11 protein-coding genes are annotated in these 13925 nt (G+C 43.7%); 6 read left to right on the top strand and 5 right to left on the bottom strand.

What is annotated here, in order from left to right; genetic code table 11:
• The first annotated feature begins 120 nt into the window (after positions 1–120).
• Positions 121–1404 (top strand): alginate export family protein, encoded by a 1284-nt coding sequence (locus tag GVO63_RS04680; RefSeq protein ID WP_159578299.1) that lies wholly within the window; start codon positions 121–123, stop codon positions 1402–1404.
• A 94-nt stretch (positions 1405–1498) separates the two neighbouring features.
• Here GVO63_RS04680 and GVO63_RS04685 read toward each other — a convergent pair whose 3' ends face one another.
• Genes GVO63_RS04685 through nhaB form a run of 3 tightly spaced genes read right to left on the bottom strand, consistent with a single transcriptional unit; the run spans position 1499 to position 4149 of the window.
• Positions 1499–2047 carry a GNAT family N-acetyltransferase gene (locus GVO63_RS04685; protein ID WP_159578300.1) on the bottom strand — a complete coding sequence of 183 codons (549 nt, stop codon included), beginning with the start codon at positions 2045–2047 and terminating at the stop codon, positions 1499–1501.
• Complete coding sequence (gene dsbB / locus GVO63_RS04690; RefSeq protein ID WP_159578301.1) at positions 2044–2571, bottom strand: disulfide bond formation protein DsbB; 528 nt, start codon at positions 2569–2571, stop codon at positions 2044–2046. The genes GVO63_RS04685 and dsbB overlap by 4 nt, the downstream gene beginning before the upstream one ends.
• A 3-nt stretch (positions 2572–2574) precedes the next feature.
• On the bottom strand, positions 2575–4149 hold the full coding sequence (gene nhaB / locus GVO63_RS04695; protein ID WP_159578302.1) for a sodium/proton antiporter NhaB: 1575 nt from the start codon (positions 4147–4149) through the stop codon (positions 2575–2577).
• Positions 4150–4580: 431 nt separating this feature from the next.
• On the opposite strand from nhaB, the gene fadR reads away from it, so the two are divergent.
• From fadR to GVO63_RS04715, 4 genes are all read left to right on the top strand, one after another.
• Positions 4581–5291 carry a fatty acid metabolism transcriptional regulator FadR gene (gene fadR, locus GVO63_RS04700; RefSeq protein WP_159578303.1) on the top strand — a complete coding sequence of 237 codons (711 nt, stop codon included), beginning with the start codon at positions 4581–4583 and terminating at the stop codon, positions 5289–5291.
• Between the two features lie 358 nt (positions 5292–5649).
• Positions 5650–7827 carry a S9 family peptidase gene (locus tag GVO63_RS04705; protein ID WP_159578304.1) on the top strand — a complete coding sequence of 726 codons (2178 nt, stop codon included), beginning with the start codon at positions 5650–5652 and terminating at the stop codon, positions 7825–7827.
• 170 nt (positions 7828–7997) lie between these two features.
• Entirely contained in the window at positions 7998–8357 is a 360-nt protein-coding gene (locus GVO63_RS04710) for a phasin family protein (RefSeq protein ID WP_159578305.1), read from the top strand.
• A gap of 208 nt (positions 8358–8565) precedes the next feature.
• Entirely contained in the window at positions 8566–9294 is a 729-nt protein-coding gene (locus GVO63_RS04715) for a hypothetical protein (protein ID WP_159578306.1), read from the top strand.
• Positions 9295–9363: 69 nt separating this feature from the next.
• Here GVO63_RS04715 and GVO63_RS04720 read toward each other — a convergent pair whose 3' ends face one another.
• Both GVO63_RS04720 and GVO63_RS04725 read right to left on the bottom strand, forming a co-directional pair.
• Positions 9364–10797 carry a hypothetical protein gene (locus GVO63_RS04720; RefSeq protein WP_159578307.1) on the bottom strand — a complete coding sequence of 478 codons (1434 nt, stop codon included), beginning with the start codon at positions 10795–10797 and terminating at the stop codon, positions 9364–9366.
• Between the two features lie 78 nt (positions 10798–10875).
• Complete coding sequence (locus GVO63_RS04725) at positions 10876–12336, bottom strand: DUF3336 domain-containing protein (RefSeq protein WP_159578308.1); 1461 nt, start codon at positions 12334–12336, stop codon at positions 10876–10878.
• 367 nt (positions 12337–12703) lie between these two features.
• Here GVO63_RS04725 and GVO63_RS04730 point away from each other — a divergent pair, with 367 nt between their 5' ends.
• The gene (locus GVO63_RS04730) at positions 12704–13912 is read left to right on the top strand and encodes a DUF445 domain-containing protein (RefSeq protein WP_159578309.1); all 1209 of its coding nucleotides are present in this window, start codon (positions 12704–12706) and stop codon (positions 13910–13912) included.
• The last annotated feature ends 13 nt before the right edge of the window (positions 13913–13925 follow it).

Genomic DNA, 13925 nt, shown 5'->3' on the forward strand with positions numbered 1-13925 from the left:
TTGTGTCCTTCAAAAAAATTGCTGCATATGCAATCTTAGACTAAAGAGCATGAACAGTACTTGCGCACCTAGTTTATACTCTTGCGCTGTTTTTTTATCTAATTTACACAAGGCTTATAGATGAAAAGGTTGAGCGCTATGGCGTCGGTTTTATTGGTCGCCATAACAAGTCTAGCCATGCCAATAAATGCTGAAGGCCTTAACGTCAATGTCAGCGGTTCGGTAAGGGCGCGTTATGAAACGCTGAATAACCCTATTTTTCCTACCCGAGAGGACATTCGCCCCCAAACTAATGAGCGACTATCTACCCGCATCCGGCTAAAAGGCGAAGCGGTCTATCAAAATTGGCAGGCAGTTGCAGAAATAGAAGATTCTCGGGCTTACCTAGACGAAAATGACCCAACCCTTACGTCTTCTCAGGTTAATACGCTTGAGCCTATTCAGTTTTATATTACCTATAAGGGAATAAGCAAGTACCTTGACGGTGTGACCATAGGGCGCGTAACGCTTGATCACGGCAGTCGGCGCTTGATAGGGCGCACGCGATTTAGAAATGCAACGAACACCTTCGAAGGTGCGCTAGTGGATGCAAATTGGTCTGGTTGGCATTTCCGTGGCTTCTATTTATTACCGGTTTCTCGTTTCCCTTTGGATGCAGCATCAATTGATGATAACAAGCGCGCTTTTGATAAAAGTTTCAGTAATCGAAAGTTTTTTGGTGTTTATGCTGAGTCACAAGATAATGCTTGGAAAATACATAGCTACTGGTTAAAAGAATCCGATTCGCATGAGCTTGCTACCAAGGATCGCGATTTATATACATTATCAGTAGACTATTCAAAAACTTTTTTGACAAAGTGGAAATACAACGTAGAGGCAATAGGTCAAACAGGTCAGGCTAGACAGTCTGCATCGACGTTAGACATCGACGATAAAGACGTAACGGCATGGATGGTTCACGGTCACGTTGGCAAACAAATCAGTGATAGCACGTTTGTAAGAGCTGAAATTGATGCTGCAAGTGGTGATGATAATAGTTCCGACAATACCATTCGGGCTTTCGACTCTCTTTATGGGTTACGCCGATTCGATTTTGGCCCTACAGACGCGTATCAATCCTTTCCTCGAAGCAATATTTTGGCCCCCGGGCTTAGAATAGTCACAAACCTTAACGCTGCGCACGCTGTTATGGCTGGTTACAAGGGACTGTGGCTGCATAGAGTGGCTGAGGGCGAAGACGATTTTCTAGGTCACCAGTTCGAGTTTCGCTGGCGCTATAAAGCGCTAGCACCACTAGCACTCGAGTTAGGTGGTGCTTATCTTGTAAAAGGTAAAGCGCTGGAAACTGGTGCGTATCCCGGTAACGCCATGTACGCTTACACCGGGTTCATTTACTCTTTCTAGGTAGAAACGTAGATGGGGTGTGTTTTGTTTCGGCTTTCACACCCTATTTTCAGGTCATTGGCGACGTTAAGCGTGATTCTTGATGTAAAGTTCGTCACGTCGTAAGTGCGTAAAGTAGCGCATCTCTTCCGAAGACACGTTTACGGCATAACCCTTCTTTTATACCGCCAATACGCTCCGCCACACGAATACTTGCCTTGTTATTTGGCTCAATAAAACACTCTAGCCTGTGTAAGTTCATCTGTGAAAAGGCAAGCTTTTTTAGCGCTTCACAAATTGCGGTAGCGAGCCCTTTGCCGCAAGCGTCAGGCCTTAACCAATATCCAAGATTAGCTGTCAGATGAGTATGGTGAATATGGTTGATTATACCCATGCCTAAACACGTGTCGTTGTGTATGAGAAGGTAAGTAAGACCATAACCTGCCTCCCGAGCCTTTTCCATACTGGAAATACATTGCTTAGATAGCGCAGGTGTTACCGGGCATACTGCTGAACCAAACCAAGGTTTGACATGATGAATGGATTGCTGACCAGCCTCACAAAGCGCATCGCAGTGTTTTTCTGCTATGCGCTGAATAGAGATTGGGCCTTGCTCAGTATGAATAGAAGGCAAGCGAGAAGGCAAAATTGATAAGTCGATCAAAAGGGTTTTTTATCCAGTAATCGACATGCGAACACAAGAGCAAATACCGCAAAGTACGCAGCAAAAATTATCTGCATCCATTCGGCCATACCCATTGATAAAAACTGCCACGAATCTTCTAAACAATCACCTTCTGCAGCAAATACCGCGGGCAGCCACTCGTGGAGTTGTAACCAAGCCGGAAAGTTAGGCACTATTTCACAACTGGCGAAGAAAGGGTTAGCTGCGTTAAGGATACCTACATGCTCTTTGGCAATCAAAAAGCCCCATCCCGCTGACACTGCCCAACCTGCAAAGCCGAGCATACGCGTGAAGCCATTGTTTTTTATCAGCACAATTAATGCGGAAATCACAATGCCATACATTGCTGTACGTTGATAAATACACATAATGCAGGGCTTTAGGCCCATACCGTACTGAAAATATAGCGCTGCAATTTCTAATGCGAGAGACGTTGCAAAAAGCACAAGCCACGAAGACTTGTGCTCTGCCCAATGGCTTATGCTGTGAATGATACCACGCATAGATTAGTGACCTACCGCTTGCGCGCCGGGTTCAACAGCCGTGTGGTGCTCAATGAGATGCATGTCATAAAGCACTTGTGTTGCGTCAGCAAGTCCAATATAGGTCGCTAATAAGCCGACAATGGTAAGCACTAAAGTGTAAGGCAGGGCCATCATAACCATTCGTCCATACGACAAGCGAAGTAGTGGCGCGATTGCTGAAGTAAGTAAGAACAGGAAAGCTGCCTGACCATTTGGTGTTGCAACACTGGGTAAGTTAGTTCCTGTATTAATGGCTACTGCAAGCATATCGTACTGGTCACGAGTGATTTGACCAGCTTGAAGAGCGGCCGTTACTTCAGTGATGTAAACCGAACCAACAAACACGTTATCACTCACCATTGAGAGTACGCCGTTGGCAAGATAGAACATTACCATTTGTGTTTCACCTTCAAATGATAATACCCAGTGAATAACGGGTTGGAATAAACCTTGGTCAATAATTACCGCAACGACACCGAAGAAAACACATAATAGTGCCGCAAAAGGCAGGGCCTCTTCAAACGCTTTGCCTAACGCATGCTCTTCAATAACACCGCTCATTGACGTGGCTAAAACGATAACTGACAATCCAATTAAGCCTACCGATGCCATGTGTGTAGCAAGACCTACAATTAACCAGATTCCAATGAGTGCCTGAACGACAAGCTTGGCACTTTCGCGCTTGCTGCGGCCTTTGTCCATATGATCGTTATAGTCGACCAATATTTGTCTTACTGCTGAGGGTAATTTGGCACCGTAGGAAAACAAACCGGTCTTTTCTAATACAACAGTGGTAAGCAAACCAAAAATAAAAACAGGCAAAGTCACCGGCGCCATTCGAATGAAGAATTCAACGAAGTCCCAGCCAGCTTTGTCGGCAATGATCAGGTTTTGAGGCTCGCCAACCATTGTCATAACGCCACCTAATGCGGTACCTACTGCCGAATGCATCATAAGGTTTCGTAAGAATGCTCTGAAATCTTCTAGGTCGTGACTTCCTAGCTCGTCATCACTGGTGTGGTCGTGTTCAGAGTGAAACTCTTTCCCAGAAGCGACTTTGTGATAAATAGAATAGAAACCTAAGCCAACGCTGATGATTACCGCGACTACGGTTAATGCATCTAAAAAGGCTGACAAAAATGCAGAAGCGAAGATAAACGCCAAGGAAAGGACAAGTTTGTTTTTCACTTTAATCACAAGTTTCGTGAAAAGGAACATCAACAAGTCTTTCATGAAGTAAATACCTGCCACCATAAATACGAGCAGTAGCAACACTTCTAAATTAACTTCTATTTCGTGCATCATATGACCTGGCGAGGTCATACCAATAAACATGGCTTCTATGAGAAGAAGGCCGCCTGGCTGAAGTGGGTAACACTTCAATGCCATTGCCAGTGTAAAAATGAACTGAATAACAAGTGTCCAGCCAGCAATATAAGGGTCCACCATAAAGATGAAAGGGTTAACAATGAGAAAGGCAATGATGGTTTTTTTATACCAGTCGGGCGCATGTCCCAGGAAGTTCTTATAGATCGCCGCGATCATTGAAGTTTGCATGAGTTCCTGTTCCTTTTACAACAAAGCACGCATTTTTGCGTATCTTTACACTGTGTAGTTCCGGTTATTGCATTGCATAAACTACCGGAGTGGCGGGATAAAGTTCGCCTCACCATAGTTTTGCTGCTGTCATTATAGTCGGAAATTAAGCGTACATGATATTAACGTCTTGAGAAAGCAATTCACAGACCCCACCCTCTGAAAGTTACTGAATATTTATCACTTTTTTAATGATGATTGCTGTGACATAGGTAAATGAGACCAGTTTCGCACATTAAATGTACAAAACGATGTTTAAGATCGCTGAAATAACACTTTAGTTTTAATGATTTGTTAAAAGCTTTAGTAGACCGAGCATAATTCATTGTGATAATAAAAGAGCATCTGGTACAATCAGTTACAAAATAACAATAACGTGCAGGCGATTAGTTATGATTTATAAGGCACAGAGTCCAGCTGGATTCGCCGAAGAATATATTGTTGAATCTATTTGGAGTGGAAGATTTCCACCTGGCACCATTTTGCCTGCAGAAAGAGAACTTTCTGAGTTGATAGGTGTAACGAGAACGACGCTGCGTGAAGTGCTTCAGCGTTTGGCCCGCGATGGGTGGTTAACCATTCAGCATGGTAAACCCACAAAAGTAAATAACTTTTGGGAGACGTGCGGGCTAAATATACTAGAAACCCTTGCCCGATTAGATCAAGAAGGGATCCCTGAACTGGTCGATAATTTGCTGGCAGCGCGTACCAATTTAAGCGCAGTGTTTATCCGAGGCGCTATCAGAAACAATCCTCAAGAGTCTGCCGCAATTATTGCTCGATACAAAGACGTTGAGCAAGAAGGGTTGGCGTTTGCCCAGTTCGATTATCAAATGACACACGATTTAGCATTGGCATCTAACAATAACGTGTTTGTACTTATGATGAACGGTTTCCGCGGTCTATACTCGCGTATCGGCGGTTACTTTTTCTCGCATCAGCAAGCGCGGGATGTTGCAAATAAATACTATGCAGATTTGTTAAATGTTGCGGAGAACGGCGCGTATGAAAAAGTGCCAGTCGTAGTGAGAAACTATGGTATTGAGAGTGGCAAAGTGTGGTCTGCTATTCGTGATGAAATGCCAAAAGACTTGGTCGACTAGTTTTTCGTACTGTGGGCCTTGTGGCGTTTTAGCTGGCCATCAAACACACAAATCCGGTCAAATTTCGTTGTTTTGAAAGCAAGTAAATAACACTGTATAGAACGAGTCACGCGCCGCATCGCTTTTTAAAGCATGCGGCGTTTTTTCTTTGTAATATATTCTCGCCTTTTAGAGGAGGAGTAAAACCAATCCGCATTGATAATTGCTAGCGCCAACCTCTTGGTTATGTATACTCGATATCAAAACAGGCACTGTTTCATTGAGTTTAGTGGGAATTGATGCGTTGGTAAGTCTTTTTTTCTAATATTAACATGTCGCGAACACGCTTTGATAAAACAGCGATTACATAGGAAGAAAAATGAAATATTTATGGATAACCTTTGTCACGAGTAGTCTATTGTCAGGCTGTGGCGTTGACAACAACACTGAAACTCCCAAAACAATGCCAGAAAATGCTTTATCAACCCCCATGCTTAATATCGAAATGCCTGCTCCCTTGGCGAAAAAAGTGCCTTATGCAATGGAAGCGCATGGCGTTACACGAGTTGATAACTATTACTGGATGCGAGACGATACTCGCACTGACGAAGCGGTTTTGGCTCACCTAGAAAAAGAAAACAACTACGTTGAGACAGTGCTCGCGCCACTTAAAAGTACCCGCGAAACGCTTTACGAAGAGTTGGTGTCTCGTATCGAAAAAGACGACTCTACTGTTCCTGTGCTAGACAATGGCTTTTGGTACTATACAAGCTACTCTGGGGAAAACGAGTACCCTGTATATTTACGAAAGCCTTCGCTTGATGCTGAGCCGCAAGTGTTGCTTGACGCAAATGTTATGTCGAAAGGACACGATTATTTTAGTATTGGCTCATATGCAATAAGCGAAAATAACGCGTTGATGGCTTATTCAGTAGATACGCTTAGCCGTCGTATTTACACCATTTACGTGAAAAATATAAAGAGCGATGAAAAGCTCGGCGATGTTTTAGAGGGAACCTCGGGCAGCGTCGTCTGGGCGAACAACAACACGCATCTTTTCTATGTTAAGAAAGACCCTCAAACCCTTTTAGGCTATCAGGTTTATCGCCATGAATTAGGTAGCTCGCAAAGCGACGACGTGTTGGTGTATGAGGAGACTGATCCAACGTTTTACACGTCTATCAGTAAGAGCAAAGACGATAGCGTTATTTATATCCTCCATCAAAATACAGATAAGACGGGTGTTACTGTGATCGACGCGAACAATCCCACCGCGCCGACACGGGAATTTCTGCCGTTAGAAGACGGGCGAGAGTACAGCGTTGCTAAAGCGAAAGACGGTTACTACGTCTTGACGAATATCGACGCCAAGAACTTTAGAGTTATGAAAGCGCCGCTTGACGCCACCGATGATGTTTCGAAATGGGAAGAAGTGGTTGCACATCGTCCAAATGTTTTTCTACAAAGCATTGAGCTAATGAAAAACCATCTAGTGGTTAAAGAAAAAGAAAACGGCATGCTTCGCATGGTGGTACACAATTTGACCACAAATGAAGAGCAGGTCATTCCAACACAAGATCCAATCTATGGTGCGTATTTTAATGCAAACCCTGAAATGGATACCAATAAACTCAGAATATATTACAGTTCTCTGACGACCCCAGGTTCAATCATCGATATTAATTTAGATACCCTCGACAGTGAGGTAATGAAGCAAACCCGTGTATCTGACACGTTTGATTCTTCTACTTATGCTTCTGAGAGAGTAATGATAGAAGCAAGAGATGGTGCAAAGGTTCCAGTTTCATTGGTTTATCGTAAAGATAAATTCAAGAAAAACGGCACTAATCCGCTATACCAATACGCTTATGGATCGTATGGCGCAACTATTGACCCTACGTTTAGAAGCAGCTGGCTTTCGCTATTAGACAGAGGTTTTGTGGTTGCTATTGCTCACATTCGCGGGGGGCAAATGCTCGGGCGTGAATGGTATGAGAACGGTAAAATGCATCAAAAAATGAATACGTTTACTGATTTCATTGACGTAACGAAAGGCTTGGTTGCTCAACAGTATGCTGATGGAGACCGCGTATTTGCCATGGGTGGCAGTGCGGGTGGCCTGCTAATGGGCGCGGTGGTAAATATGGCGCCAGAACTGTACCAAGGGGTTAGTGCACATGTGCCCTTTGTCGACGTGGTTACCACCATGAGTGATGCGTCTATTCCGCTGACAACCGGTGAATATACAGAGTGGGGTAATCCAGCGAATAAAGCTGAGTTTGACTATATGCTGTCGTATTCACCTTACGATCAAGTTGAAGCAAAAGAATACCCACACATGTTGGTGACAACCGGTCTACATGACTCTCAAGTGCAATACTTCGAGCCCATGAAATGGGTAGCGAAACTCAGGGAGTATAAAACAGATGACAACCTACTTCTGTTTAAGACGGATATGGAAGCGGGCCACGGCGGCGCGTCAGGGCGCTTTAAGCGTTTCGAATCAACAGCGCTTGAATACGCCTTTGTTTTGCATCTAGCAGGTGTACCGCTCTAATTTGGTATTGATTTTTTGAATCTACCTTTTGTCTTAAAGCCCGAATAGTGACCACTTTTCGGGCTTTTTTATTTTTTTGTGTTTTTAGTATGCGGATTCTAATTGTTAGGCGTAAAGTCTAGTCATGGTGTTGAAACACACTCTCATTTAGCATTCATAGGAGCTGAAACATGACTACTACTGACACAATTAAAGGCAAAATTAACGATGCCGAAGAAATGGCGCGTAAAATTTGGTTAGCAGGCCTAGGCGCTTATGGTAAAAGCGTTGAAGAAGCGCAGGGGCGTTACGAGAAGTTAAGCGAAGAAGCAAACAAAATGTTTGACGAGCTTGTAACGAAAGGCGAATCATTAGAACAAGACGCGAAAAGCAAAGTTAAGTCTACGACTAATGAAGTTGAAAACCGTGTTGCAGATGTACGTAAGAAGCTAGGTCTTGACTCAGAGCCAGCTGACCAACGTATTGAAGAACTTTCAGCTAAAATTGACGCGTTGACTGAAGCAGTAGCAAAATTAGCTGCTAACAAATAATTCGTTCTCCCTTTTGGGCATCCTATGGGTGCCCATTGCGCATGTAAACTTTTAGCACGCGTTTAGTGCTATTGGCTTAAGTGAAATTGAGTGACAGCGCCGCTTTTTACAAATAGCGAAAGTCGACATACAGGGCTACTTACCTTTGCGCCTTGTAAGTTTTTTACTGTTGCTGTCATGCTTACTGAATCTCCACTACGGAGGCGTTATGAGCAACAAAAGTAATCCAAATACAAAGCCACTTGCTACCACAGACAACGCATCAATAGCGTCTGCGGATACAGCTACATCACCTTTAAAATCATCTCCATTATTTGGTTGGCTATATGCGGGTACAGACCTCATATCTGCTAAGCTTGATCAGGCAGCAGGTGTGGTCAGCCAGAAAATTGATGATACTCATGAAACCATCAACGCTATGCAGGCCAAAGGCCTTGAAGTTGAAAGTGAATTAAGAAAAACGCTAAACCCTTTTGCGATGGTCAACGCTGCGCAGAAATTTGTCAGTGCCACGCCACTTTTTTCAGTGTTTTCTGGGGGGCAAAAGCGCCAACAAAAAGAGCAACAGTTAGAGGCGCTTAATGCGAAGGTGGATTTGCTGGTCGAACAAGTCGCCCTTTTAGCAGCAAAAGAAGCAGCGAAGCAGGTCAAAGCAAGACAGACCGTCGAGACAACTCCGGCTACGACAGACAAATCATCAAGCGCTGGCTCGGCCACCAAGCCGCCTCGTGCGAGAAAAACGACTGCGTCTACGACGAAAGCGTCAGCTGCGGGAGCGACGGCACCGAGTAAGAGAGCGGCGAGTTCAAACACGAGTAAAAGTGCTGCGGCTAAGACGGCGACAAGAAAAAGCACTGCAGCGACCAAAGCCACCGCTGCAAAAGCGACCCGCTCTGGCAACAGCGAGTCGCCTGAAGAGACAAAGAAAAACGATTAACGGATCTGTTAAAAGATAGGTGATTGTGTAAATAGGGTGAGTCTATGCGGACTGGTATACTGACTTACCCTATTTGTTTTTCGCCCACAAATTTTGATGCTTTTTAAAGCCGAAGTAGTCATAAGGCTCCCAGAAACTAGGCACCAGATTGTCGATTTCATCCGGCGTGAAATTGTTAGAAAGTTGGCTCATGATTTCATGCAATTTCTCTTTACCTAGGCGCATGAGCTTTTTCCTGTTTGCAGGGAAATAGAGATTTCGGCTCTTTGGAATAATCTCGTGAGCGCCACTGGTGATAAACTTTTGGTTTCGTGTTACGACTTTACACAATGGCTCGGCGGGATTTGCCGGGTTAAGTCCAGTCACGATAGCATATTCATACTGGTCTTTTTCCTGACCGTTTTCATTCTCCGGTATGAAGGTAATACCAAAACCCTGCGGAAAGTATCCGACTAAATCAATAAAATCATGTGACAGTTGTTTATTTAACCCGTTCTTTTTCGCCAACTGCTCAATAAGCAAATAGCCTTTTGGTAACCCCAAACGCGAGTAATCTGATTTAGTGGAAAGCACAATTGAAACGTAAATCTGAGGGATTTTAACAATCTCGCCCAACCCGGTTTTGGAAACAAAAGCGTCTTTAACCAGGTTTAGCAAAAATTCATGCGCTTCATTATGCACCAACGTAAACCTGTCTCTTTCCTCTTTTATATCTCCAACATAATTAGGGATACCTAATCCTTCGCTCAGATATTTAAGCGTGAAGTGATAATTGAGTTTAAGAAGATCTTTTCTCTGTGACTCTTCTAATAAACGAAACTCATCTAAATCGCCGTTTTCGCCTTTTAAAATCGTCAGTGCAGCAGGGCTCTGTAAGCCAATATCTTGAAGAAGTGCTGCGGCAATAAGGGGGCGACCAAGTTCCACTTTCCATTTTTCTTGCCAGTAACGGTTTCCGCGAAAACGAGACGACGACTCACGGTACTTGGAGAGATATTTGTGAGCTATGCTATCGTGGTCCAACAGACGGTCGACCAATCGCAACGTCAATACGGCTTTGTACAGGGGCTTAAATCGCGTGTGAACACGAGCAAAATTGCCCTGGGCGCCAGGCGTAAGCAGCATCAGAGTGCCGAGTAGCTTAGCACTTTGTTGTTGGGTTTCTTGCCAATTTTCCCCTTCGCTCAGCGCAATTATTTTATTGCATACAGCGTCAAGACGCTCAAGCCTTGAAAGACGTTCTTCCTCTAATTTTTCGGTGCTATTTTTTATCTGCTTTGTGAGCTGATCACAAAGGATCTCTTTTTGCTTGTTGCCCTTTATCTTTTTCAGTTCGACTTTTAAATCTTCAATATGATTTTCGAGGGAGGGAGTGAGAGAAAAATAATGGCGAGCATCCTCAAAGACTGAACCATAGCCAGTTTCTAGAGGTGATATCATATTAATGAGTTGTTTTACTTGTTGCGTGTAAATGCTATCAGGGTTTTGGCTTTGTGCGCTCACCGTTATCCTTTAATTTGATGCTACGAGTTGCCGCTTCTTTTTTCGAGCAGTTCCAGGCTGTACAGTTCAGCTCACGTTTTATCTTACCACATGACCTAACTCTACCGCCTCACGTTTCTTCAGTTGAGCTAAATGATACCGTAATTTTTCACTGATTTTGGTATTTCTTTTAATAACATGGAGTTGCGGCCATGACGCTCGTTCTCCACTAACAATTAACTGCGCAATACTCTCGCGAGTCGGGTTAGATAACACGTGCGATAAATTTCTAATTTGTCGCTTGGGTAGAATATTAATATTGCCAACATATTGCTGATCAATGATAGAACGTACTTTGTGAATAGCCAGCTTTGCGCTTTTATTCCGTGTTAAACGTTCGATAATATCGATGGCAAAAATACTGTTTGTTTTAGCAAGCTGACCAATGTGGCGAGCCGACATATCCCAAACTGAATTGGGATCAATACGGTTTGCCGAGATAAAAGGCACAGCTAAAGGGTTAGTTTGGCTGACAATACTGTGGTTAACGCCATATAGCCTTGCGAGGCGTTCAAAGGGAAGGTCAGCCATCAGTGAACCGTCTGCAAAACGTCGGTTTGGAATGTAAGGCACGATGTCACCACTCGGCGTCTTTGCACGCAGCTGAACTGGACTGAAGATAACGGGTACAGCACACGATGCTCTGACTGCTTGGGTAATAATAGCATTCGGCGAAGTCTTGGCATTCAATAACCGTGAATGTTGATGAAGATCTGCGGGTGATACGGTTACCGTAATGTGTCTCCCCGTTTTCTTAAATGCCTCTTCGAAGGTGGTAAGGTCGAAAAGCTCAATTAAGGCATTCTCCAACACAGAGCTATCAAATAATCCTTTTTTACCGAGTCCCGCAAAGCTTCGCCAGTGTTTGAACGTTTCGTAAATAAACTCAGCACTGAGTGCTTCTTGCAGCTGGTCTTGATCTCGCGTGCCCAACATTGCTGCGATAATTGACCCTGCACTCGAGCCAGAAACCACAGTGGGCAGAAGGCTCTTTTCATTAAGCGATTTTACAACACCTGCATGAAAGAAGCCTAAACCGGCTCCACCTGACAACATCAGACAGCTTCGACCAAAGGCGTGGGCCGTTTCCTCAAAGAAGGACAGCTTTTCGTAAAAATCTACATGTTGCTCGTCGGCGTGAAAAATTTGTTCTAGGGCCTGCGTTACCTCATCAATGAATTGCTCAACGAGATATTTAGTACCAATCTTACATTGGGTTAATAGTACGGGGTTTGCTATGTTACCTAAATTACCGTGAAGCCCTTCGTGAAGTATCGACATCAAAGCGTGCAAGTCGCCCTTACCTCGGGCTAACTGAAGACGCTGAACACGTTTGCGAATGAGCTTGTAATCGTAATCATCGCTTTCGTCTTTGGCTTTCCACTCTTCAGCGCCGGATAGCGCATCGTGAGCTAAACATGCGGCTTCATATTCCTCATAATTATTCGCATGCTCCATATCATGTTCTAGTTTCTTTAACCGCAAATCTATTACTGCCATGATAAATACCTAAAATATTGAACTAGCAAGATTATTTGTTGCTAGCTACGGAGATGTAGATAACAACAATATAGTGACCTTGCGTTCTGCATACTGAATTTGTGTACAACTATGAAATACGAAACCGAATGAAGGTCGCAAAAAACATAATATTTCAAGTCTATTCGCATTATTTAGAATTCACCACCTAATACCTGTACTTAACACGTCATTCTGCTGTGAAACTCTGATGTTTTGCTTTCTTTTGAAATTTCACTCACTTGTTTTCAATCAACAATTCAAAGTTATTTCATTTTTTACGTTGACCATTTCGTAAGCACTCAGTAGCCTGACAATGAGAAGAATAAACTGGAACCTTACTTGTAGTATGGAATGGAACCTTGAAACCCTGAGTTTGCTATCAATTCCTTTGATTAGCGCCATAGTTGGCTGGCTGACTAACTACTTGGCGGTAAAAATGATGTTTTATCCAATCGAATTTGTGGGCGTAAAACCTATTTTTGGATGGCAAGGGCTGATTCCTGCAAAACGTCGTCAGATGGCGGAGATTGAAGTTGAGCTGGTTTTAGGTAAGTTACTTAGTGTCGAAGAGTTAGCTCAGCGGCTTGATGCTGATGAACTTACCAAGGCAATCGAAAGGCGTTTAGGCCAGGTTATTCGTAAAGTCGTCAACGACGTCATGGCCGAATCAGCGCCACAGCTGTGGGCTGCGCTTCCTGTTCAAGGTAAGAACCTTGTTTATCAGCGAATAGAAAATGACATTCCTAATGTAGTTCACAAAATGGTGGACGATTTCCAACACAATGTCTCTGAAATTTTAGATATCAAAGAGCTCGTTGTAGAGCAGCTAGTGAGTGCGCCAGAGCTCGTTAACGAGATATTCCTTACCGCGGGTAGCAAAGAGTTTCCGTTTATTGTCCGTTCAGGTTTTTACTTTGGTTTCCTTTTTGGTTTACCCACTATGTTGCTTTGGTATTTTTACCAAGCTTGGTGGATATTGCCACTGGGTGGTCTATTGGTAGGGTATGCGACGAACTGGATTGCGATAAAAATTATTTTTGAACCAAAGCGACCAATAAAACTTGGACCAATAACGATCCAAGGCATGTTTTTAAAGCGCCAGAAAGAGGTGTCAGAAGTTTACTCGGATATCATAGAGAAAAAGCTCATCACGCCCAAAAATATCACCCACGTCATTCTGCATGGTTCAGGTTCTGCTCAGCTCTTAGAGCTCATTGAGCTTCATGTTAATGACGCCATAGAGCGCTATGTAGCCATTGCTCAACCCTATTTTGCACTGGGCGTTGGTTCAGAAAACTATCACCAGATGAAAGCGCTGGCAGTACGCCAAATTTTTGATAATTCAGATAAATACCTGCTTTATGCGTTTGATTACGCGAACAATGCGTTGCAAGTCGGGCACGACTTAAGCGAACGAATGCAGGCGCTCAGCGTTGAAGAGTTTGAAGGGGTATTGCGGCCCGCCTATCAACAAGATGAGTGGAAACTCATCGTAACCGGGGCTATTTTAGGTATGGTGGCTGGAGTCGCACAGCTTTATCTTGTGTTTATGTAGTGAAGTTTATCTG

It is taken from the genome of Alteromonas sp. KUL106 (assembly GCF_009811415.1).
Lineage (GTDB): Bacteria > Pseudomonadota > Gammaproteobacteria > Enterobacterales > Alteromonadaceae > Alteromonas.